Here is a 21,029-nt window from a genome sequence, read left to right as displayed (position 1 = left end):
CCCAGAGAACCTGGCCCTCCACGGAAGGCCAGGTTCTTTGCTTTCCGGCGCCGCCGCTCGGCAGACTCGGTGCCATGGCTGAGCTCGTGTTCGTGTGTTGGGGCAACATCTGCCGCAGTCCGATGGCCGAGGTGCTGGCGCGGGACTGGGCGCGCGACCACGGCATCGACGCGGTGGTGGCCAGCGCGGCCGTCAGCCGTGAGGAGGAGGGTCGCCCCATGGACCGGCGGGCCCAGCAGGTGCTGCGTGAGGCCGGCCACGACGTGGCCCGCGGCCGGGCGGCCACCCTGATTGACGACGCGATCTTCGGCTCGGCTCGGCTGGTGGTCGCAGCCGAGCAGCACCACGTGGCCCGGATGGCCCCGCTGGCGGAGCGCCACCGGGAGGTGTCGGTGCGGCTGGTCACCGACTTCATTCCGGGCGCCACCCCCGGCTCGCCGTTGGACGACCCGTGGTACGGCGACGTGACCGACTTCCGCGAGACGCTGGGTCTGCTCGAGGCCGCGATGCCGCAGATCTTCGCCGAACTGGAGCGACTCAGGCAGCGTTGACGGCGACGTCGACGCGGCAGGGGCAGTCGGGGTGCGGCGCCCAGTCGCGCGACCGGATCCCGCCCGTCACCGACGCCGACCACAGCTGACCGGGGACGGCCCGATCGAGCCCGCCCGCGACCGTCAGCGCCGCCTGCTGGGCGGCCCAGTCGAGCATGCGCGGGTCGCCGGTGGAGGCCGTGCGCGACAAGGTGGCCACGCACCCCGGCCACGCCGGATCGGCGGCCGAGCGCACGATGTCATCGCAGCACAGGCAGGCGCCTCGTCCGGGAACCACCACGGGGCCCACGTGTGCGGCCTGCCGGTGTTGGTTGGTCACCAGATGGGGAATGCGGGTGCGCACCAGGTGGTCGGTGATGGCGCGGTCGGGCAGCACCGTGGGGGTGGCGACGACGGCGACGTCGACCTGCTCGCGGTTCAGGTCGATCCAGTGCCCGCCGACGACCAGGTCGTGTTCGACTCCCACCTCGGCGCGCAGGGCCTGCTGCAACGCGGCCGCCCCGGTCGAGGCGAGCGTTCGCGGGTAGAGCATCATGTCCGGTGGCCCGACATCGGTGAGCACCAGCCGGGCCGGCCCCAGGGCGCACAGCGCCAGGCAGGTGGCGAGCGCGAGTCGTCCCGATCCGATGACGGCCACCCGGGCGCCCGTGGAGACGGGGCGGAGCACCCCGGCCTCGGCGAGGTCGTCGATCAGGTTCCAGAAGGTGGCGAGCACGTCGTCGGGCAGATCGCCCGCCAGAGCTGCCGGGCTGAGGTGGCCGGTGCACTGCTGCAGGGCCCGGACGACGGCCGGTTCGACCTGCCCGAGCCGCCAGACTCGTCCGAGGTCGTCGAGCACACGCCAGCCGTCGACCTCCCGGACGAGGTGGCCGGCCAACACGACGGGGGAGAGGTGATCCATGCCCTCATCCCAGCGGGACGACCGGGGTGCGCGGAAGGGCCAGGGGTGGCCGGACAACACTCGGACAACACTTCAGCCCTGAAGTGTTGTCTCCGCGGGCGACCGGGCCCGGACACGCAGCCCCCGGACACGCAGACAGGGCGGGGGTTCCCGAAGGAACCGCCCGCCCTGCCGTGGGAAGAGCTCAGGCCTTGCCGAGAATCCGGTTCAGGTTGGTGCCGCACTCGGGGCACTTGGCCTTGGCCATGCGGGTGCCCTTGTCGTTGACGACGACGTTGCCCTCAGCGGTCCGCTTGGCCTTGCACTTCACGCAGTAGAACTCGCCGTTGTAGGTCTCGTCAGCCACTTTTCCTCCTTGTGTATGGGTTCACCCGCACGGCGATCGGAGTGATTCCGAGCGGGTAGCTACCGCATCACTGTAGCCAACTGAGCGTGAATCACGCTCAGCCACGCCTGAACGCCCCGAAAAGTTGGCGCCACCGGTGGGTGACATGGTGAAACCCCCGGAACCGGATCGCTTGCCTTCCCCTGCACGCGATCGGCCCTCCGGGGGCTTCACGAGAAACCGTAGGGGGAGCCTCGACCGCCCGTCAAGTGGTCGGTCGAGACCCTCGAGTGGAGTCTCAGACCTCGTCGTCGCGACCCGACTCCTCGGCCAGGAGTTGGGCCAATGCACGGTCCATGTCGTCACCCTCGCCCGCTTCCTGCTGGTCGGGGTCGGCGAACCCGACGGGGTCGTCGAGGGCCGCGGCCGTCGGCAGCAGATCGGGGTGGCTCCAGAGTCGGTCGCGCTCGACCTGACCACGCAGTTCGGTCACGGCCGCCCACAGGTTGGCGGCGTCCCGAACCCGTCGCGGACGAAGCTCCAGCCCGACGAGGGAGGCGAAGACCTCCTCGGCGGGGCCACCGGCCCCGCGGCGTCGCCGCCAGGTCTCGGCGAGGGCCGCATGGTTGGGCATGTAGCGGCTGGCCGCCTTCGCCACGAGTTCGTCGACCCAGCCCTCGGTGAGCGCCAACAGGGTCTCGAGTCGGCCCAGCACCTCGATCTGCTCGGGGGTGCGGGTGGGCTCGAAAAGCTTGCCCTGCAATTGCTGCGACAGCTCCTGCATGCGCTCGGGGGTCAACTGGTCGAGCTCGTCGGCATCGAAGACGCTCTCGACGGCCGACTGATCGATCTTGGTCTCCGACGCATAGTGCTCCACGTAGGCCAGCAGCTGCGGCCCGAGCCAACCGACGTGCGCGAAGAGGCGCTGACGGGCGGACTCGCGCAGGGTCAGGTAGAGGCGGACGTCGTCCAGAGGGAGCTCCAGCTCGCCGAACTGTTCGCCCATGTTGTCGGGCAGGATCGTGACCCGGGGTTCGGAGAGCAGCTGGAACCCGATCTCGGCACCGGAGACGACCCGCTTCGACAGCGCCGCCAACGCCTGCGCGAACTGCAACTGGTACATGCCCGCAGCCATCTGCCGCATCATCGGCGTGAGCATCTGCGACAGACCCGCCAGCGGGTCGTCGGCGGCCAGATCGGCCTGCTGCTGCGTGAGCAGGCCGGTCATCGCCTCACCCAGCGAGCCCACGATCGGTTCGACGATCGGCTTCCAGGAGGCCACCGTCGACTCGATCCATTCGGCCCGGCTCCACGCCTGTGGGGTGGTGGTCACCTGGGGGAACTCGCACACCTCGTCGAGCCACAACTCCGCCAACCGGGCCGCTGCGCGCACGTCGTTCTGCTCGTGCAGGCTGGGCGTCGGGTCGGGGCCGGCCTGGGCCGACAGTTGGCGGGTCAGCTGCTTGACCTGGGCCCAGTCGAGGGCACCACCACCGGACGAGCCCGAGCCCTGCCCGGGCATGCCGAAGCCCAGGAAGCCGGGCATCGACCCGGGGGCACCGGCGCCACCGAACATCTGTTGCAGCCGGGAGGCCAGCTCGTTGAAGTCCACCTGTCCGCCCTGGCCCGACAGACCCAGCTGTTCGAACAGCGCCTCGAAGGGATCCCGGGGCTGGTCGGGATCGTCCTGGCCGGGGTTGTTCGTGGTCAAGGGGTACCTCCTGGGACTGCACGGCTGTCGACCTCCATTGAACCGCAGCCGACCCCGCGACCCAAGGGCTCGGCGGCCTTCGCCCGGCACGGTAGGGTTCAGCCCATGACCGCCGGGCCGAGGACCACCCTGCCGGGTTGGCGTGCCCAGGAGGGACGACGCCTCCGCCAGAGCCGCGGCGGCTGGTCGTCCAACTCGGTGACTGCGATGGTCGCCGCCGGGGCGTTGGTGCTGTTGGCGGTACTGGTGTTCCTGCTGCCGGTTCCCTACGTGGCGTGGTCGCCCGGGGGCACTGTCGACGTGGCCGGGCGCACTGCCGACGGCACCCCGATGATCGAGGTCAAGGGCTTGCCCACCGAGCCTCTGCACGGTCAACTGCGCATGACCACCGTGTCTGTGACCCGGGTCGACGCTCGGCTCGCGTTGCCCGAGGCCCTGGCGGCCCACTGGTTGCCGCGGCACGACGTGTTGCCCCGCGACTTCTACTACCCGCCGAACAAGTCCGAGGAGCAGGTGAAGGCCGAAGAGGTGGCCATGATGGACACCTCCCGCGCCGACGCCGTCGTCGCCGCCCTGCGGGCCGCCGGCCAGCCGGTGCTCGAACTGCCGCAGGTGCAGGGGGTGTCGCTCTCGGGTGCCTCCCACGGCAAGCTGCAGCCCGGCGATCTGCTGCTCAAGGTCGACTCCGTGGCCGTGCAGACCCTCGAGGACGTGCGCGACCGGATCCGCCGCCACAAGGTGGGGGAGCAGGTGGTGTTCACCGTGGAGCGCAACGGCAAGCAGCTGACCCAGACCGTGACCACACAGGCATCGGCGAAGGATGCCACGGTTCCGGTGGTCGGCATCACCACCGGCATCGGGTACAAGTACTCCGCCGAGGTCGTCTACCACCTCGACAACCGCATCGTCGGGCCCAGCGCCGGACTGGTGTTCGCCCTCGGCATCTACGACCTGGTGCAGCCCGCCGACGTGCTCGCGGGTCGGGTCGTCGCGGGCACCGGCAGCATCGGCCCCGACGGGAACGTGGGCGCGATCGGCGGCATCCAGGAGAAGATCGCCGGCGCCGAGAAGGCCAAGGCCGACATCTTCCTGGTGCCGGCCGCCAACTGCAAGGACCTCGGGGGCCTGCAGACCGACCTGCAGTTGGTGAAGGTCGGCACCCTGCGTGACGCCATCTCGGCGCTGTCGCAGCTGCAACAGGATCCATCAGGCAAGGAGGTGCCTCGCTGTTGAACGAGCAGACCGACATCCTGATCGCGGCGTTGGCCGAGATCGACCGTCACGTGGCCCGTGCGGGGTGGGACCAGCCCGCCCGACTGTTCGCCCTGGTCTCGACCGAGGTGCTCATCCGGCAGGAGCCCAGCCTCGCCGCGCACCTGACCTCGGGTTCCCCCGATTCGCTGTCGAGCATCGAACAGGAAGACTTCGTCATCGGGGACGACGTGTTCGAGACCCTGGGTCGGATGCAGTGGCCGGCCACGGTGCAGGGGTGCGCCATCGTGATGGAGCGCACGTTCCTGGGGCCTCGTCACGAGGCCGACATTCCCTCCGACCCGGCTGCGGCCGAGGCGTTCGTCCGGGAGCATCCCGATCGGCAGGAGGCCCGCGTCGTGGTCGGGGCGATGCGGGAGGACACCGTGCACGGCCTCGCGCGACTGCGCAGCCACCCCGAGGAACTGTTGTCCTCCGACGACCTCGTGCCCGCCCTCTCGCGGGCACTGTTGGCCACCCTCCGGTGAGCCACCCCGCCCCACCTTTCACCGCCACCCTGTCTTTCACCGCCACCCTGTCTTTCACCGCCCCGAGGAACCCGTCATGACGACCGCCAGCATCCGCCGCCCGGCCACCCATCACCGGCGCCCCAGTCTGGGCTGGGTGCTGCTCGCCGTGGCCGCACTGGTGGTCGCCTGGCTGGTGGCCAGCCGGATCACGACCACCGTGCTGTGGTACCGGTCGTTGGGCGTCACCTCGGTCTACGTGACCCGACTGGTGACCTCGCTGGTGCTGTTCGCGGTGTTCGCGGCGGTGATGACCACCTGCGTCGCGCTCACCGTGCTGGTGGCCCATCGGATGCGGCCGAAGGTGCGCACCCCTGCCGCGTCGCCCGTGCTGGCCCGCTACCGCGAACTGATCGAACAACGGTGGTGGATGGCCAGCCTGGTGCCGGCCGGTGTGCTGGGGCTGCTGGCCGGTCTCGCCGCCGCCGACCAGACCGACCGCTACCTGTCGTGGCGCCACGCGACCGACTTCGGGGTGAGCGATCCCTACTCGGGCCACGACGCCTCGTTCTTCGTCTTCGACCTGCCCTGGTGGCGGTTCGTGGTCGGTTACGTGATCGCGCTGCTGATCGCCTGTCTCGTGGTGGCCGCCGTCACCCATCTGGCCAACGGCGCCCTGCGCGCCATGACGCCCCGGCTGGGGCTCGCCGGTCGTCCTCAGCGGCCGCCGGCACCGTTCGACTCGCCCGCCCAGGCCCACCTGTCGCTGCTGATGGCCGGCATCCTGGTGGCCTACGGCGCGCTGCAGCTGCTCGACCGCTACTCCTACCAGGTGAGCCCCAACTACCTGTTCACCGGTGTGGGGTACGCGGACGACCACGCCCGCATCACCGGCAAGCTGGTCATGGCCGTGATCTCGTTCCTGTGTGCCGTCGGCCTGATCGTGAACGCCCGGCTGCGTCGCTGGCCGCTGGTGGGGTCCACGCTGGTGGTGATGCTGGCCACCTCGGTGGTGATCCAGGGCATCTACCCCGCCGGCCTGCAGCGATTCAGTGTTCGTCCGAGCTACCAGTCGAAGGAATACCAGTACGTCGCCACCAACATCGCTGCCACCCGGGCGGCCTACGGGATCGCCGGCACGGAGGTCACCGACTACCCGGCCGTGACCACCGCCACTGCCGGGCAGTTGAAGCAGGACGCTGCCGCCCTGCCCTCGATCAGGCTGATGGACCCGGCCGTGATCTCGTCCGCCTTCGACCAGCAGCAGCAGGTGCGCGGCTACTACTCCTTCCCGGCGGAGCTCGATGTCGACCGCTACACCGTCGACGGTCAGGTGACCGATGCGGTGGTCGCCGCGCGCGAGGTCGACGTCAACAAGCTGGCCGACAAGTCGTGGAACAACCTGCACACCGTCTACACGCACGGCTACGGCCTGGTGGCCGCCTACGGCAACCAGCGCGAGTCCAACGGCGAGCCCGTGTGGCTCGAGGGCGACCTGCCCTCGCGCGGCAAGCTGGGCGTCGAGCAGCCCCGCATCTACTTCGGTGAGAAGTCGAACCAGTACGTCGTCGTCGGAGCCCCGACGGGCACCGCGCCGGTGGAACTCGACCTGCCCACCAGCGGTGATCTGGGTAAGGACCAGAAGGTCACCTACTCGGGCACCGGTGGGGTGTCGCTCCGCAACTGGCTGGTGCGGCTGATGTACGCCACCACCAATGTCGACATCAACCTGTTGCTGTCGAACCAGGTGAGCGCCGATTCCAAGATTCTCTACCACCGCGAGCCGAGCGCCCGGGTGCAGCAGGTGGCGCCGTGGTTGACGATCGACCAGGACCCCTACCCGACCGTCGTCGACGGGCGCATCGTCTGGGTGGTCGACGGCTACACCACCAGCGACTCCTACCCGAACTCCGAGCGCATCGACCTGCGCGCGGCGACCACCGACTCCCAGTCGATCGGGGCGGTGCAGAAGAACATCAACTACCTGCGCAACTCGGTCAAGGCTGTCGTCGACGCTTACGACGGCACCGTCACGCTGTACGCGTGGGACGAGTCGGACCCGATTCTGCAGACGCAGATGCAGGTCTATCCCGGGGTGGTCAAGCCCAAGTCGTCGATCCCCAGCGCGCTGCTGAGCCACATGCGCTACCCGCAGGACCTGTTCAAGGTGCAGCGGCAGGTGTTGGGCAAGTACCACACCACCAACCCGCTCACGCTGATGCAGAACTCCGACCTGTGGCGGGTGCCCGCCGACCCGACGCAGACGGGCGGCAAGCTGGAGCCCCCGTACTACCTGAGCATCAAGTGGCCGGGGGATTCGGCGCCGGTGTTCAGCCAGACCTCGGTGTTCGTGCCCGACAAGCGCGAGAACCTGCGCGCCTACGTGTCGGTCAACGCGGACGCGACCAGCCCCGACTACGGCAAGATCCGCATCCTGCGGATGGACGACTCCCAGCAGATCCCGGGGCCCTCGCAGACCATGAACGCGATCACCACGAACCCCGTGGTGGCCGAGAAGCTGCGCCCGTTCCTGAACCAGGGCTCCGCCCAGGCGATCTTCGGCAATCTGCTCACCCTGCCGCTCGGCGGAGGGTTGCTGTACGTGCAGCCCATCTACACCCAGCGCCAGTCGAGCGCCAACGGCGGGTACCCGGCCCTGCAGTTCGTGGTGGTGCGCTTCGGCGAGCACGTCGGCATCGGTGACACGTTGCAGCAGGCCCTCGACCAGGTCTTCGGCGGTGACTCGGGCGGTCAGACCGAGGAGAAGCCCGACCAGCCGAGCGACCCGGGGTCGAATCCGACGGCAGCGAAGCTGCTGGGCGAGGCCCAGGCCGCGTTCGTGGCGGCCGATGCCGCCCTGAAGCAGGGGAATCTGTCGGAGTACCAGAAGCAGGTGGGCATCGCCCAGACGAAGGTGGACGAGGCCCTCAAGCTGGTCAAGTAGGCGCAGCTCGTCACGTGGGCGCAGCTCGTCACGTGGGCGCAGCTGGTCAAGGGGTGGGGCTCACTCCTCGACGTCGTGGCTGACCACCCGGAACCCGCGCGCCTCGAGGTCGGGGGCCAGCGTGTCGGCGGGGCCGACCACGACCACCTGGTGCCGGTCGGCCGCCACCACCCGTGAGAACACCTCGGTCGCCTCGTCGGGGTCGATGGCGCTCATGCGGGCGAAGTGTCGGTTGATCCAGTCGACGTCGAGCCGGTCGACCGCCAGAGAGGCGGCCTGCCCGACGATGGCCGAGGCGGTCTCGTAACGCAGCGGGGCCATGGTGACCAGCTGCGCGCGGGCGTCGGCGAGTTCTCGATCGGTGAGGCCGTGGGTGGTCAGGTCGAGCAGGGTCTGGGTCTCGTCGAGGGCCGCCGCCACCACCTCGGTGCGCACGCTGGTGCTGACCTGCCACCGCGGGGTGGTCGGGTTCGGCTGGTGCCCGAACGAGATGCCATAGGTGTAGCCGAGCTCCTCGCGGATGCGCTTGTTCAGCCGCGACAGGAAGCTGCCGCCCACGGCCACTCCGGCCAGCTGAAGCGCGGGCAGGTCGCGGTCGCGCCGCGAGAGCCCGATGCCGCTGATGCGCACGTCGGCCTGCACGGCCTCGGGTCGGTCGACGAGATGGACGACCCGGGCACCGCCGGCGGGCAAGGCGACCGGCGACTCGAGGCTGGTGACGGCCTCCACGTCGGGACGAGCCCAGCCGCCCAGGCCGCGGGCCACCTGGCCGATCAGATCGGGGTGGTCGCCGGCGATCACGATGCGGGCGACGTCGGGGCGCCACGTGCGCTGATGGAACTCGGCCAGATGGTCCCGGGTGAGGCGACCGAGGGTGTGCGCGTCTCCGCCGCTGGGTCGTCCCCGACGCTGCTCGCGACCCCAGACCACCTGGCGGGTCGCCCGGCTGGCGGTAGCGGGGCCGGAGGCTCGTCCCTGTTCGATCTCGGCCAGCCGTAGGGCCACGTGCCTGTTCAGGTCGGCCGGGTGGTGTTCGGGCCGGGTGAGGATCTCGCGGAACAGGTCGAGTGCCGTGTCGATGCGGGTCGCCGGGGCGTCGAGACTGCAGCCGGTGAACTGGTGGTTGATGGCCCCGTCGTAGACGGCGCCGGCCGATTCGAGGGCCTCGGCCAGACGGGCACCGGGATGGTCGAGGCCACCCTCGTCGGAGGTGCGCAGGGTCATCGTGGCCACGCCCTCGAGCTCACGGGGCTCAACCGAGAGGTGGACATCGAGGGTCAGGTCGAGGGCGATCACGTGCTGCCCGGGTAGGCGGTAGGCCCAGACCTCGAGCCCGTTGTCGAGCCGGGCGATCTCGGGGGTCGGGAAGAGCCACGGATTGGCCGACAGCACCCCGGGGCGCACGTGGCGGGGGTCGCGGGGAGCGGTGATGCTGGGCTGGGTGGCGGTCATCGGGCGACTCCGTCGGTCGACAGGTAGTTGAAGGTGAAGACCTGCTCGGGCGCCAGGTGCGCACGCAGGGCAGTGGTGACGTCGTCGGCGGTGACCGCCAGCACCTCGGCGAGGTGGCGGTTGATGCCCTGCGGGTCACCGGTGGTCGAGGTCCAGTGGTTGATCTCGTCGGCGCGGGCCTCGACGGTGGCCAGTTCCTCGAACCACTCCCGTTCGGTCTGGGCGTCGGCTCGATCGAGCTCGGCCTCGGTGGGCCCCTCGCTGGAGAGGCGGACGAGCTCGGCGAGCAGTTCGTCCCGCACCCGCTCGGGGGTCGATTCGGGGCGCACCCGCGCGCTGATCAGGGCGAGGTTGGTGTCGGCGGTCAGCCCCAGGGTCGAGGCGCTGACGCCCTCGGCGACCTCGAGTTCGCGGACGAGGCGCTGGTGCAGGCGGGCCGACTGGCCCCCCGACAGCACGCCCATGGCCACGTCGAGGGCGACGTCGTCGCCCGAGTGTTGCGGTGGGCACCGCCACACGAGGTGAACGCTGTCGCGCGGCACGTCCCGGTGCACCGTGTGGGTTCCGCCCCGCAGGTCGACCTTCGGCAGCCCGACCACCGGACGATCGGGGCGCGGCCTGGCCTGGATGGCTCCGAAGTGGTGCTGGGCGCGGGTGAGGGCCTCGTCCGCGCCGATCTGCCCGGCCAGCACCAGCACGGCGTTGGCGGGGGAGTACCAGTGGTCGTAGAAGGCCTGCACGTCGGTGAGGTTGGCGGCGTCGAGATCGGCCATCGAGCCGATCGGGGTGTGGCCGTAGGCGTGGTCGGGGCCGAACGCCAGTTCGGTGAGCAACTGGAAGGTGTCGCCGTAGGGCTGGTTGTCGTAGCGCTGGCGCTTCTCCTCCTTGACCACCTCACGCTGGGTGTCCAGGTTGACCTGGTCGACGCGCAGCGCCTCCATGCGCTGGGCCTCCAACCACAGCGCCAGATCGAGGGCGCCGGGCACGATGGTCTCGAAGTAGTTGGTGCGATCGAAGCTGGTGGTGGCGTTGGCTCCGCCGCCGGCGGCCTGGATGGCCGCCAGGTGTTCGCCGACGCCGACGCCGGTCCAGGTGCCCTGGAACATCAGGTGCTCGAACAGGTGCGCGAAGCCGGTGCGGCTGGGATCGCCGAGGGCCTCGTCGCGCGAGCCCACCTGGTACCACAGGTTGACCGCCACTCCCGGGGAGGTGGGGTCGGGGTTGACCACCACGCGCAGCCCGTTGTCGAGGGTGTGGTCGACCAGGTCGTAGTGGAGCTCGGGTGAGGACATGAGGTTCAGCTTGGCACAGGCGCCCGCGCGGGGCTCATTCATCCAGTCCGGCCGAGGCCTCGGGGTTCAGCGCCCCGGGGTTCAGCAGCGCCGCGATCACACGTTCCACGTGCGGGTACTCGGCCACCAGGTCGTCGAGCATGTCGGCGAAGAAGTCACCGTGGAAGGGCTGGGCGTGCAGCGTCGCCTCGAGGCTCACCGTCGGGCCGTCCCGCACGACGTCGAAGACCCCGCCGACGGGATTGTCCATCCCGTGCTCTCCGCAGCCCGCACACTCCCGGGTCAGCAGGGCATCGAATCGGGCGGGATCGTCCATCTCGAGGTGCAGCACGGCGCTGAGAACCACCGTGTCGAGCCCTTGTGCCGTGGCGCACACCTCGACCCCGCGCCACGAGCCCTGGACGCGGCCGTCGCCTCGCGTGGCAGTCCCACCCCGGGCTCGGAAGACAAGGCTCAGCAGGTCGACGAGGTGGTGCACATCGACCACCTCGACCTCGTCGGTCAGATGGTCGGGGACCTCGGGCGCCTCGTCGGCGCGAATGGCCTGGGTCGGCACCAAGGGCTCGGCGAGCAGTGCGGGGTGGAGCACCTGATAGGCACGCCGCAACGCCTCGACGACGTGATCGGCGGCCCGCTGGTGCAGGCCGGGGGCGAAGTGGGCCAGGTAGTACCCCGGCACGTTGCGCCACCGCTGGAACCCCAGTCCGCGCAGGGCTGCCATGCCGGCCCGAGTGATCGCCCGGTCCTTGGGCAGGGAGGTGTTGTCCAGCGCCCACACGGTGAGCCCCGACCTGGTCTTGGCCAGTCGCATGAGCTTCTGGCTGCGGTGACCGGCCAGCCGGCGGATCACCAGCTCGTGGTCGAGCTCAAGCGCGTCGAGCCGCTCCTCGAGCAGATCGGTGAACCAACCGAAGGCTTCCTCGGTTGCAATGTCGAAGTCCAGGTGACGAGCCATGACCTCCCCCTTTCGTCGGCCGACCATCCGTCGGCGTCCTGACAATGACGGTAGGGAGCGGTTCCGACAATTTTCGTGAGCGTGCGGCGTGGCCCGCGCGTAGTCGAACACCTGTATGATATTGGGCGCGTGGAAACCTCAGGTTCCCCCTCCGTGCCCCCGCCGGGGTGGCTGGTCCCGTCGTCATCCCCCTCACCGTCGTGTCGGGGGCGACGTCGTTCACCACCTCCGATGGTGTGCCCCTCGACAAGGTGCTGGGTCGGGAGATCCGCAAGGCGCCGGCGCAGTTCTACGTCAACGTGCACACCACCACCTACCCGGGAGGGGAGATTCGGTCCCAGCTCGGCTGATGACGGCTGTGGGCGGCCTACACTCGGCCAGTGACCGCCCAGCCAGTGACCGCTCAGCCAGCTTTGCCGCAGCCGCCGTCGTCCGAGAATGAGTCTCTGCTCACCGTTCTGGTGGCGCTGACCGCGAACACCCTGATCGCCATCGCCAAGTCCGTCGTGGGCGCGCTCACCGGGTCGGCGTCCATGGTCGCCGAGGCCGCCCACTCGTGGGCCGACACCGGCAACGAGATCTTCCTCCTCGTTGCCGAGAAGAGATCGTCCAAACCAGCGGACGAGAAGCAGCCCCTGGGGTACGGCCGCGAGGCCTACGTGTGGTCGATGATCGCCGCCTTCGGCCTGTTCGCGGCTGGCTCCATCGTGTCGATCTGGCACGGGATCACGTCGCTGACCGCCCCGGAGGTGGAGGCGGACTACACGTGGGGCTACGTGGTGCTGGCCATCTCGTTCGTGCTCGAGGGCATCTCGTTCCTGCAGGCGCTTCGCTCGGTGAAGTCGCAGGCCAGACGCCTCAGCATGCACCCCCTGCGCTTCGTGAGCTCCACCTCGAACCCGACCCTGCGGGCGGTCTTCGCCGAGGACTCCGCCGCGCTGGTCGGCCTGCTGCTGGCCGCCGGTGGCATGGCCCTGCACCAGGTGACCGGCAACCCGGTGTGGGACGCCGTCGGCTCGATTCTGGTCGGGGTGTTGCTGGGCTTCGTCGCAGTCTTCCTGATCGGTCGCAACCGCGACTTCCTCACCGGTCAGTCGGTGTCGGCCGAGATTCGCGAGGCGACCATGTCGGTGCTGTTGGCGCAACGCGCCATCGACTCGGTGTCGTTCCTGCACCTGGTCTACGTCGGTCCCGGCAAGGTGCTGCTGATCGCGGCCGTCGATCTGGCGGGGAACCTGCCCGAGGACGAGGTCGCCGTCGAACTGCAGGCCTTGGAGGACCAGTTGAACGACCACCCCCTGGTGGAGCGGGCGATTCTCACCCTCAGCGCCCCGGTGCGTGCGGACGGTGAGCGCGGCGGGCTGTGAACCTCACACGCCCGGGTAGCGCTCGAACCATCCGGTCTCGAGGCCGTACGGGCCGCGGAGCTGCTTGCCCTGGGTGAACTCGAGCACGAGGTCGTCGGCCAGCTCGGCGATGGTCGCCCGACCTTCGGTGCGGAAGAGCAGTGCGGCCGGCAGGGCGCCCTCGCCGTGCAGTGCGCCCAGGATGTTGCCGCAGATCGATCCGGTCGAGTCGCTGTCGCCCGAATGGGTGACGGCCAGCGCCAGGGCATCCAACATCTCGTGCTCGCCGGGGTGGCAGAGCGCGGCGTAGATGCCGATGGCCAACGCCTCTTCGGCGACCCACCCGCGTTGACGGCCGGGTCACCGAACCTGTCCGGATCTGGGCCGCGGCGCCGTTCTTGCAGGGCTGTCAGACAGGTCACGCCCGGTTCACGCCGGGCCTACAGCCATGGTTCCCGGACGAGCCAGCCGCCCCCGGGTCGCTCGACCCCGGGGCCGGGCAGCAGCTGGGTGTCGAGCCAGCGATCGTAGGCGTGGTGGATGGGTGCGGGCCCGAGGGCCGTACCCCGGGTGGCGGAGCGGACGGTGGCCCGGATGAGCCCCTCGACGGTGAACAGGGTCATCTGGGTGTCGTCGGTGATGTGCCCGATGATGGGGTGGTTCCCCTCGTCGGAGGTGTGGCCGACGAGGCCGTCGTCCGGCAGATAGTCGCGCACCCCACGCGGTCCCACGCGTGAGGTGATCCGGTCGAGACTCCAGAACTCGACGGGCCCGCCCAGGGCGTCGCCGATGGCGCCGCCCAGCAGGCAGCCTCGGACGTGGGATCGGTAGCGATCCAGGTCGCGGGTGGGGGAGTTCGGCGCTGGTGGTGACCGCATGGGCCCAGCATGACCGACGGCTCTGACACTTCTGCCGCGGACCAGCGGGAAAAGCAGAACTCCCGAGCCCTGATGGGCCCGGGAGTTCCTCGTCCTACGTGGACTTGTGTAGCGGGGACAGGATTTGAACCTGTGACCTCCGGGTTATGAGCCCGGCGAGCTACCGAGCTGCTCCACCCCGCGTCGGCATTCAGCAACTCTACACAGGCCCGACGCGGGAGCCAAATCGAGCCCCGTCAGGCGTCCGTCAGCCCTCAGTGGAGCCCGAACCCGCCTCCGCGGCCGCCGCCAGCCGGTCGATCGAGGCCAGCAGCGCCTCGGGCTTGAGGTTTCGTCCATACTCGATGCGACCCTCGTGCGTCTGCTTGGAGTAGTCGTAGATGTGGGTGACCAGCGTGCCGTCGTCGGCGGGCTCGAGGTCCCACCGCCAGACGTGACCGGTGGGCTCCTGGCCGGCGTCGGCGGGCGCCCAGGCGATCGTCCGGCCCTCTTCGAAGGCGACGACGTGGTTCTCCTTGACCTTGCCCGGCTTGCCGGGTTCGCGAGACGAGTTGTGCATCACGAAGACGTCACCGACGGCGTGCACGCGCTGGCCCTCGTCGGCGTGGCTGAGGTTGTCGTTGCCGTCCCACCGCGGCTGGTGTGCGGGATCGGCGATCAGCTCGAAGACGATCTCGACGGGGGCGTGCACGAGGCGGGAGGCGGTGACGACGGCCTCGGCGGGGGTCTGTGGATCGGTCATGCCCCCATCGAAGCAGCCTCAGTCCATCTCGGGGACGAGTTGGCGCGCATCGGCGTAGTCGAGACCCGTCAGCTCGAGCAGGTCGACGCAGAGGGAGCGCAGCTGGGCCACGATCACCGTGCCCGAGAGGGTGTCACCCACCGGCAGGTGGCTCGTGGCCTCCGCCACCTCGACCACCCGCTCCCGGGCCCTGGTCGGCAGGCGCCTGGCGTGCAGTTCCGCGGCGCAGAAGTCGGTGACCAGCGCCAGCTCTCCGATCACCCGCAGGTGTGCCTCCGAGATCTCCTCGGAACGCCAGACCGCCACCACGGCCCGCCGGGCCAGCACGCGCAGATTGCGGGTCAACCGGTCGAGCGGTGCCACCAGGTCGGCGACCTGCTGCACGTGCTCGCGATTGCCCCGCTGGAACGGGGAGTAGCGGACGACGGCCACCCCCTCGGCGGCGGCCTGCGTCAAGGCCGACAGCGCCTGTTCCGACCCGCGCGCCATCTCGAGGGTGCGGTCGGCGGCGTCCTGGTCGTGGGCGGCCAGGGCATCGCGCGCCGAGTACAGCGTGCGGCCGGCCAACCCCAGCACCTCGGCGGCTCGGATGCGTGGCCGCTGCACCGGTGAGGTCGGCGCCACCAGCGCGAACACCAGCGCAATGGCGCACCCCAACAGGGCGTCGAGGAAGCGCGAGCCCGACCGGGTCGGGTCGGGCAGCAGGGTCATCACCGTGGCCGCCTGAATGCCGGCCTGGTTGATCATCAGCGGACGAGCCCCCACCCACGTCGCCACACTCATGGACGCGAAGACGACCAGCGCCACCTGCCACCAGCCGGTGCCGAACACCAAGATGAACAGGTCGCCCACCAGCACGCCGATGGCCACGCCGAGACAGACCTCGAGCACCCGGCTCGTCCGCTGACCGAACGACATCCCGAGCGCCAGCATGGCCGACACCGGCGCGAACACCGGCAGGTAGCGGTGCAGCACGTCGTCCGCGATGAACCAGGCCAGCGCGGCCGCGAGCGCCGACTGGGCGATCATGAACGCGCGACCCCGCCACCGGGCCACGCGGGCGTGCTGTTCGGCGCGCGACCAGCGGGCCGTGCGTTCGCTGAGATCGAACGCGCGCAGGGTCAAACGGCGGGCCGCGGCCAGCGGTCTCCCCGTGAATGGGGCTCGCGGGGGCGTCCCGGGGGTGTCGGGGGCGGCGTCGGGCGATGTCACCCCACCAGTCTCCACCGGCTCACCCGGTAGACTCCATGCCGTCGCTGGACCGAACGGGTCGAGGACTGACGGAAGGACCCACCCCATGGGGCACATTCTTGGTCGACGCGCCCTGCTCGGGGGCCTCGCCGCCGCCACCCTGGCGACGGCAGCGGCCTGCACCTCCGGTCCCGCGCAGACCACGCCCTCGTCCAACCCGGGTCGCAACCTGATCATCGGTGCCGTGACGATGCCCGAGACGTTCGACCTGGTCACCAACAACGACGCGGCCATTCCGCAGCTGCTGCTCTACAACGTCTACGAGACGCTGGTGAAGATCGACGGTGACGGCCAGATCAAGCCGCTGCTCGCCACCGCCTGGACCGTCAGCGAGGACCGGCTGACCTACACCTTCACCCTGCAGGCCGGGGCCAAGTTCGCCAGTGGCACCCCCGTCAACGCCGATAGCGTCAAGCAGTCGCTCGACCTGCTGCGCGACAAGGGCAACGCGGTCATCAAGGCGCGTCACGCCGTCGTCGACAGCATCGAGGCCACCGACGACAAGACCGTCACGGTCGTGCTGTCGAAGCCCAGCTACGAGTGGCTCTACAGCCTGACCTCGAGCTCGGGAGTGATCATCGACCCCGCCGGTTTCGCAACCCTGGCCACCAAGCCGCAGGGATCGGGCCCGTTCGCGTTCGACTCGTGGAACAAGGGATCCGACATCACCCTGGTGAAGAACGGCGCCTACTGGGGCACGGGAACCCGCTTCGAGAAGGTGACCTGGCGCTACTTCAAGGACGCCAACGCCATGAACGCCTCGATGCTCGCGGGCGACCTCGACATCATCTCGAACGTCGCGGCCCCGCAGACCCTGCCGCAGTTCGCCGACACCTCGAAGTTCACCGTGCTCGAGGGCACCACCAACGGCGAGGTCGTGCTCGGCTTCAACCACGACACCCCGGCCCTGAAGAACCTCAAACTGCGCCAGGCCATCTGCCATGCCATCGACCGGCAGGCCGTGATCGACACCGTCTGGGGTGGCAAGGGTTCGCTGATCGGCTCGATGGTTCCCCCCACCGACCCGTGGTACGAGGACCTGTCGAACACCTACCCCTACGACGTCGAACTGGCCAAGCAACTGGTCGCCGAGTCGGGCATCAAGAACCCCACCCTGCGCCTGCGCGTGCCGAGCCTGCCCTACGCCTCGGGTGCGGTGCAGCTGATCACCGCGCAGCTGGGCGCCGCCGGCATCACCGTGAAGGCCGACGTGCTCGAGTTCCCGGGCCGCTGGCTCGATGTCGTCTACACCAAGGGCGACTACGACCTGACGATCGTCGCCCACGTCGAATCGCACGATCTCGTGAACTGGGCCAACCCCGAGTACTACTGGCACTACGACAACGCCCAGTTCCAGACGCTGATCGCCGAGGCGGACGCCTCCGACGAGCAGGGGGCCATCGAGAAGTACAAGGAGGCAGCGACAATCCTGGCCGACGATGCGGCCGCCGACTTCCTGTTCCTGCTGCCCAACCTGATCGTGACCAAGCCCGACATCCATGGTGTCTCGCCCAACGCGACCGCGCTGAGCTTCGACCTGACCACGGTCACCTCCAAGCTCACCTGAGCCGATGAGCGGACGACTGCGGCTGGTCGTCGAGCGCGTCGTGGTGCTCGTCGTCAGCCTGCTCCTGGCCTCGGTCGTCGTGTTCGGCCTCGTCAACGCGCTGCCCGGTGACGTCGCGCAGGTCATGCTCGGCAACTCCTCCGACCCTGCGTCGGTGGCCGAACTGCGCGCCAGGCTCGGTCTCGACCGCCCCCTGACCGTGCGCTACCTCGACTGGGTCACGGGCCTGGCCACCGGAGACCTGGGCACGTCCGCCTTCACGGGCGAGAGCGTCGCGGGGCTGGTGGTTCGTCCGTTCACGATCACGTTCTGGCTGGTGACCCTGGGCACCCTCGGATCGTTGCTGGTCGCCGTGCCCGCGGGGCTGTGGGCCGCCCATCGCCGGCGTCACTGGGACGGTTTCGCCGTGAACGCGCTGAGCCAGCTCGGCATGGCGGTTCCGGCCTTCCTGGCCGGCATCGCCCTGGTGGTGCTGTTCGCCGTGCGCCTGCGCTGGCTGCCGGCCAATGGCTGGGTGGGCTTCTCGTCCGACCCCGTGGGGTGGCTGCGGACGATGGTGCTGCCTGTGCTGTCGATCTCGCTCATCCAGGGGGCGGCGCTCACCCGCTACGTGCGCTCGGCGTTCGTCGAGGTGGGCACCTCCGACCACATTCGCACCGCCCGTTCGATCGGTTGGGGACGATTGGCCGCCCTGTGGCGTCACGGACGACGCGAGGCCTCGCTGCAGGTGGTCACCGTGCTCGGGCTGCAGGTGGCCGCCAGCTTCGCCGGTGCCATCGTGGTCGAGCAGGTGTTCGTGTTGCCGGGGCTGGGGTCGATGCTGATGAGCGCCGTCGCCAGCCGCGACCTGGTGATCGTGCAGTCGGTGGTGATGGTGCTGGTGACCGTCGTGCTCGTGGTGATGGCCCTGCTCGACCTGAGCTATGTGGCACTTGACCCCCGGTTGCGCTCCCGGCGTGGGGGGCAGCGATGAGGCGCGCCTCGCTGGTGATCGGCGTGACCCTGGTGACCCTCACCGTGGTCGCCGGCCTGCTCTCGCTGGTGTGGACACCCTTCGACCCGGTCGGTGTCGACCCCCGATCGGCCCTGCAGGCGCCCGGTGCCACGCACTGGCTGGGCACCGACCAGCTGGGAGCCGACGTGTTCTCGCGGCTGATCACCGGCGCCCAGATCTGCCTGCTCGTGGGCGTGGTGTCGGTGGCGATCGCGGCCGTCGTGGGCATCCCGCTCGGGCTGCTGGCCGGCATGGCGCCCGGGTGGCTGTCGCGGCTGGTCGTGCGGGTGACCGACGTGCTCTACGCGTTCCCGGCGGTGCTGCTGGCGATCCTGCTGGCGGCGGTGCTGGGCGGTTCGACGGTGACTGGGTTGATCGCCATCGGCATCTCGTCGGTTCCGGTGTTCACACGCATCACGCGAGCGGGCGTGCTGCAGGTGATGAGTCAGGACCACATCACGGCCGCCCGGGTCTCGGGCATCGGCTGGCTGACCATCGCCCGGCGGCACGTGCTGCCCAACGTCGCCCCGCTGCTCGGCGTGCAGGCCTCCGTCAGTTTCGCGATGGCGGTGCTCGCCGAGGCCGCGCTCAGCTACCTCGGGCTGGGCACGCAACCGCCCACCCCCACCTGGGGACGCATGCTCTACGACGCCCGGGTGATGCTGTTCACCCATCCGGGGCTGGCGCTGTGGCCCGCAGCCGCCATCGCGGTCGCGGTGCTCGGCTTCAACCTGCTGGGCGACGGGTTGCGCGATCTTCTCGACCCCCGACTGCGGGAGGTGCGCTGATGGCCGACGCTGCTCCCACCCCCCACGACAGGGGTCTGCGGGTGCGCGACCTGACCGTGCGGTTCGGACGGCGCCAGCAGGTGGCCGTCGAGGGCGTCAACCTCGACATCGCCCCCGGTCAGCGCGTCGGCCTGATCGGGGAATCCGGGTCGGGCAAGTCGGTGACCGCCCTTGCGATCATGGGGCTGCTGCCCGAGAACGCCACGGCCACCGGGTCGGTCACCCTCAACGGCGTCGAGTTGCTCGGACGACCCGACCGCCACCTCACCCGACTGCGGGGCGAGGCGCTGGGCATGGTCTTCCAGGAGCCGATGACCGCCCTCGACCCCACCATGAAGGCGGGCCGGCAGGTGGCCGAGGTCTTCCGGCTCCACGGTGTCGTCAAGGGTGCCCGGGACCGACCCGTGCGCGGCACCACCCGGGTGGCCGTGCTCGACGAACTCTCCGCCATGGGCATCGCCGACCCGCAACGAGTGGCCGACTCCTACCCCCACCAGCTGTCCGGCGGCCTGCGCCAGCGGGTGCTGATGGCGATGGCGCTGGCGAATCGTCCCGACCTGCTCATCTGCGACGAGCCCACCACCGCGCTCGACGTCACCGTGCAGGCGCGGGTGCTGGCCACCCTGCGGCAGCGGCTCGACGAAGAGTCCGCCGGGTGCCTGTTCATCAGTCACGACCTGGCCGTGGTCGCCTCGATGGCCGAGGAGTTGGTGGTGATGCGTGCCGGACGAGTGGTTGAGGCCGGGCCCGTGCGGCAGGTGCTCGAGAGTCCCCGCGAGGGCTACACCCGCGGACTGATGGCGACCAGTCGCCTCGATCTCGCCGAGCCCGGCACGCGGCTGCCGACGGTGGCCGACTTCGAGGAGCCGAGCGCATGAGCCTGTTCACCGCCCATGACCTGGTCGTGCGGTTCGGCAGCACCACGGCACTCGACTCGGTCAGCGTCGAGGTCGACGCCGGCGATCGCCTGGGCATCGTGGGGGAGTCCGGTTCGGGGAAGTCGACCCTGGTGCGCTGCCTGCTCGGTCTGCAGTCGCCGACCGCCGGCACCGTCACCCGCACGGCCGACGCCCAATTGGTCTTCCAGGACCCCCGCAGTTCCCTCGACCCCCGCATGCGGGTGCGCGACATCGTCGCCGAACCGTTGACGGCCCGCCGGCTGCGCGGGTCATGGCCCGGCGAGCAACGGCGACGGCGGGTGGCCGAGGTGCTCGACCAGGTCGGTCTTGACCCGTCCCAGGCCGACCGCTACCCGCACGAGTTCTCGGGGGGCCAGCGCCAACGGATCGCCATCGCGCGGGCACTGGCGCCTCGTCCGCGGGTGTTGTTCGCCGACGAACCCGTCTCGGCGCTGGACGTCTCGGTTCGTGCCCAGGTGCTCAATCTGCTCACCGATCTGGTCGCCAGCGAAGACCTGACGCTGGTGCTGGTCAGCCACGACCTGGCGGTGGTGCGCCACCTGTGTGACCGGGTGGTGGTGATGCGCGCCGGCAGGGTGGTGGAGGCCGGCCCGACCGCGCAGGTCTACCAGGACCCGCGGGAGGACTACACCCGCGAACTGTTGGCGGCCGTGCCGCGGCTGCTCGCCTGAGACCGCTCCCGGAGGGCCAGCGG

The 21,029-nt window shown here is 70.0% G+C and carries 21 protein-coding genes and 1 tRNA gene; 11 read left to right on the top strand and 11 right to left on the bottom strand.

Annotated features, from left to right (window positions below; translation table 11 throughout):
* Nucleotides 1-74 precede the first annotated feature (74 nt).
* The gene (locus tag ACSDQ9_RS02740; protein WP_435143262.1) at nt 75-551 is read left to right on the top strand and encodes an arsenate reductase/protein-tyrosine-phosphatase family protein; all 477 of its coding nucleotides are present in this window, start codon (nt 75-77) and stop codon (nt 549-551) included.
* Here ACSDQ9_RS02740 and ACSDQ9_RS02735 read toward each other — a convergent pair.
* From ACSDQ9_RS02735 to ACSDQ9_RS02725, 3 genes are all read right to left on the bottom strand, one after another.
* Entirely contained in the window at nt 538-1,452 is a 915-nt protein-coding gene (locus ACSDQ9_RS02735) for a hypothetical protein (RefSeq protein ID WP_435143261.1), read from the bottom strand. The genes ACSDQ9_RS02740 and ACSDQ9_RS02735 overlap by 14 nt on opposite strands.
* A gap of 184 nt (nt 1,453-1,636) precedes the next feature.
* Nucleotides 1,637-1,798, bottom strand: a complete 162-nt coding sequence (locus ACSDQ9_RS02730; protein ID WP_022910427.1) for a DUF5679 domain-containing protein — start codon at nt 1,796-1,798, stop codon at nt 1,637-1,639.
* Nucleotides 1,799-2,075: 277 nt separating this feature from the next.
* Nucleotides 2,076-3,488, bottom strand: coding sequence for a zinc-dependent metalloprotease (locus ACSDQ9_RS02725; RefSeq protein ID WP_435143258.1), 1,413 nt, complete (start codon nt 3,486-3,488; stop codon nt 2,076-2,078).
* 105 nt (nt 3,489-3,593) lie between these two features.
* Here ACSDQ9_RS02725 and ACSDQ9_RS02720 point away from each other — a divergent pair, with 105 nt between their 5' ends.
* The 3 genes from ACSDQ9_RS02720 (at nt 3,594) to ACSDQ9_RS02710 (ending at nt 8,150) form a co-directional block, all read left to right on the top strand.
* Nucleotides 3,594-4,721, top strand: a complete 1,128-nt coding sequence (locus tag ACSDQ9_RS02720; RefSeq protein ID WP_435143257.1) for a YlbL family protein — start codon at nt 3,594-3,596, stop codon at nt 4,719-4,721.
* On the top strand, nt 4,718-5,227 hold the full coding sequence (locus ACSDQ9_RS02715; protein WP_435143255.1) for a PPA1309 family protein: 510 nt from the start codon (nt 4,718-4,720) through the stop codon (nt 5,225-5,227). Before ACSDQ9_RS02720 ends, ACSDQ9_RS02715 begins: the two co-directional genes overlap by 4 nt.
* Nucleotides 5,228-5,303: 76 nt before the next feature.
* Nucleotides 5,304-8,150, top strand: coding sequence for a UPF0182 family membrane protein (locus ACSDQ9_RS02710; protein ID WP_435143254.1), 2,847 nt, complete (start codon nt 5,304-5,306; stop codon nt 8,148-8,150).
* Nucleotides 8,151-8,210: 60 nt separating this feature from the next.
* Here the strand turns inward: ACSDQ9_RS02710 and ACSDQ9_RS02705 are convergent, their stop codons facing one another.
* Genes ACSDQ9_RS02705 through ACSDQ9_RS02695 form a run of 3 tightly spaced genes read right to left on the bottom strand, consistent with a single transcriptional unit; the run spans nt 8,211 to nt 11,849 of the window.
* The gene (locus ACSDQ9_RS02705; RefSeq protein ID WP_435143252.1) at nt 8,211-9,602 is read right to left on the bottom strand and encodes a M16 family metallopeptidase; all 1,392 of its coding nucleotides are present in this window, start codon (nt 9,600-9,602) and stop codon (nt 8,211-8,213) included.
* Complete coding sequence (locus tag ACSDQ9_RS02700; protein ID WP_435143250.1) at nt 9,599-10,894, bottom strand: M16 family metallopeptidase; 1,296 nt, start codon at nt 10,892-10,894, stop codon at nt 9,599-9,601. Before ACSDQ9_RS02700 ends, ACSDQ9_RS02705 begins: the two co-directional genes overlap by 4 nt.
* A 34-nt stretch (nt 10,895-10,928) precedes the next feature.
* Complete coding sequence (locus tag ACSDQ9_RS02695; RefSeq protein WP_435143248.1) at nt 10,929-11,849, bottom strand: TY-Chap domain-containing protein; 921 nt, start codon at nt 11,847-11,849, stop codon at nt 10,929-10,931.
* 167 nt (nt 11,850-12,016) lie between these two features.
* Here ACSDQ9_RS02695 and ACSDQ9_RS02690 point away from each other — a divergent pair, with 167 nt between their 5' ends.
* Entirely contained in the window at nt 12,017-12,199 is a 183-nt protein-coding gene (locus ACSDQ9_RS02690; protein ID WP_435143247.1) for a CHRD domain-containing protein, read from the top strand.
* A gap of 30 nt (nt 12,200-12,229) precedes the next feature.
* Nucleotides 12,230-13,216, top strand: a complete 987-nt coding sequence (locus ACSDQ9_RS02685) for a cation diffusion facilitator family transporter (RefSeq protein ID WP_435143245.1) — start codon at nt 12,230-12,232, stop codon at nt 13,214-13,216.
* A 3-nt stretch (nt 13,217-13,219) separates the two neighbouring features.
* Here ACSDQ9_RS02685 and ACSDQ9_RS02680 read toward each other — a convergent pair whose 3' ends face one another.
* The 5 genes from ACSDQ9_RS02680 to ACSDQ9_RS02660 form a co-directional block, all read right to left on the bottom strand.
* Entirely contained in the window at nt 13,220-13,519 is a 300-nt protein-coding gene (locus tag ACSDQ9_RS02680) for an ADP-ribosylglycohydrolase family protein (protein WP_435143244.1), read from the bottom strand.
* Nucleotides 13,520-13,635: 116 nt separating this feature from the next.
* Nucleotides 13,636-14,073, bottom strand: a complete 438-nt coding sequence (locus ACSDQ9_RS02675) for an ADP-ribosylglycohydrolase family protein (RefSeq protein WP_435143242.1) — start codon at nt 14,071-14,073, stop codon at nt 13,636-13,638.
* Between the two features lie 109 nt (nt 14,074-14,182).
* A tRNA-Met gene (locus tag ACSDQ9_RS02670) sits at nt 14,183-14,256 on the bottom strand.
* A 64-nt stretch (nt 14,257-14,320) separates the two neighbouring features.
* A complete protein-coding gene (locus tag ACSDQ9_RS02665) occupies nt 14,321-14,815 on the bottom strand; it encodes an SRPBCC family protein (RefSeq protein WP_435143241.1) in 495 nt (164 codons plus the stop codon).
* Nucleotides 14,816-14,833: 18 nt separating this feature from the next.
* Nucleotides 14,834-16,027, bottom strand: coding sequence for an FUSC family protein (locus ACSDQ9_RS02660; protein ID WP_435143240.1), 1,194 nt, complete (start codon nt 16,025-16,027; stop codon nt 14,834-14,836).
* Nucleotides 16,028-16,112: 85 nt separating this feature from the next.
* On the opposite strand from ACSDQ9_RS02660, the gene ACSDQ9_RS02655 reads away from it, so the two are divergent.
* From ACSDQ9_RS02655 to ACSDQ9_RS02635, 5 genes are read left to right on the top strand one after another with little or no spacing between them, the layout of a single operon-like run.
* Nucleotides 16,113-17,633, top strand: coding sequence for an ABC transporter substrate-binding protein (locus ACSDQ9_RS02655; RefSeq protein WP_435143238.1), 1,521 nt, complete (start codon nt 16,113-16,115; stop codon nt 17,631-17,633).
* Between the two features lie 4 nt (nt 17,634-17,637).
* Entirely contained in the window at nt 17,638-18,606 is a 969-nt protein-coding gene (locus tag ACSDQ9_RS02650; RefSeq protein ID WP_435143236.1) for an ABC transporter permease, read from the top strand.
* Nucleotides 18,603-19,415 (top strand): ABC transporter permease, encoded by an 813-nt coding sequence (locus ACSDQ9_RS02645; protein WP_435143234.1) that lies wholly within the window; start codon nt 18,603-18,605, stop codon nt 19,413-19,415. Before ACSDQ9_RS02650 ends, ACSDQ9_RS02645 begins: the two co-directional genes overlap by 4 nt.
* Nucleotides 19,415-20,293 (top strand): ABC transporter ATP-binding protein, encoded by an 879-nt coding sequence (locus tag ACSDQ9_RS02640; RefSeq protein WP_435143232.1) that lies wholly within the window; start codon nt 19,415-19,417, stop codon nt 20,291-20,293. The genes ACSDQ9_RS02645 and ACSDQ9_RS02640 overlap by 1 nt, the downstream gene beginning before the upstream one ends.
* On the top strand, nt 20,290-21,006 hold the full coding sequence (locus ACSDQ9_RS02635) for an ABC transporter ATP-binding protein (protein WP_435143231.1): 717 nt from the start codon (nt 20,290-20,292) through the stop codon (nt 21,004-21,006). Before ACSDQ9_RS02640 ends, ACSDQ9_RS02635 begins: the two co-directional genes overlap by 4 nt.
* Nucleotides 21,007-21,029 lie beyond the last annotated feature (23 nt).

It is taken from the genome of Aestuariimicrobium soli, from assembly GCF_051192575.1.
In the GTDB taxonomy this organism is placed as follows: Bacteria; Actinomycetota; Actinomycetes; order Propionibacteriales; family Propionibacteriaceae; genus Aestuariimicrobium; species Aestuariimicrobium soli.
The sequence above is the reverse complement of the archived record's forward strand: the minus strand, read 5'-3'. Positions and strand labels throughout refer to the sequence as shown.

Excerpts from the sequence above, each read along its gene's own strand:
- ACSDQ9_RS02740 (WP_435143262.1), top strand. The coding sequence starts at position 75 with ATGGCTGAGCTCGTGTTCGTGTGTTGGGGCAACATCTGCCGCAGTCCG.
- ACSDQ9_RS02735 (WP_435143261.1), bottom strand. The coding sequence starts at position 1,452 with ATGGATCACCTCTCCCCCGTCGTGTTGGCCGGCCACCTCGTCCGGGAG.
- ACSDQ9_RS02720 (WP_435143257.1), top strand. The coding sequence starts at position 3,594 with ATGACCGCCGGGCCGAGGACCACCCTGCCGGGTTGGCGTGCCCAGGAG.
- ACSDQ9_RS02710 (WP_435143254.1), top strand. The coding sequence starts at position 5,304 with ATGACGACCGCCAGCATCCGCCGCCCGGCCACCCATCACCGGCGCCCC.
- ACSDQ9_RS02705 (WP_435143252.1), bottom strand. The coding sequence starts at position 9,602 with ATGACCGCCACCCAGCCCAGCATCACCGCTCCCCGCGACCCCCGCCAC.
- ACSDQ9_RS02700 (WP_435143250.1), bottom strand. The coding sequence starts at position 10,894 with ATGTCCTCACCCGAGCTCCACTACGACCTGGTCGACCACACCCTCGAC.
- ACSDQ9_RS02695 (WP_435143248.1), bottom strand. The coding sequence starts at position 11,849 with ATGGCTCGTCACCTGGACTTCGACATTGCAACCGAGGAAGCCTTCGGT.
- ACSDQ9_RS02675 (WP_435143242.1), bottom strand. The coding sequence starts at position 14,073 with ATGCGGTCACCACCAGCGCCGAACTCCCCCACCCGCGACCTGGATCGC.
- ACSDQ9_RS02665 (WP_435143241.1), bottom strand. The coding sequence starts at position 14,815 with ATGACCGATCCACAGACCCCCGCCGAGGCCGTCGTCACCGCCTCCCGC.
- ACSDQ9_RS02655 (WP_435143238.1), top strand. The coding sequence starts at position 16,113 with ATGGGGCACATTCTTGGTCGACGCGCCCTGCTCGGGGGCCTCGCCGCC.
- ACSDQ9_RS02650 (WP_435143236.1), top strand. The coding sequence starts at position 17,638 with ATGAGCGGACGACTGCGGCTGGTCGTCGAGCGCGTCGTGGTGCTCGTC.
- ACSDQ9_RS02645 (WP_435143234.1), top strand. The coding sequence starts at position 18,603 with ATGAGGCGCGCCTCGCTGGTGATCGGCGTGACCCTGGTGACCCTCACC.
- ACSDQ9_RS02640 (WP_435143232.1), top strand. The coding sequence starts at position 19,415 with ATGGCCGACGCTGCTCCCACCCCCCACGACAGGGGTCTGCGGGTGCGC.
- ACSDQ9_RS02635 (WP_435143231.1), top strand. The coding sequence starts at position 20,290 with ATGAGCCTGTTCACCGCCCATGACCTGGTCGTGCGGTTCGGCAGCACC.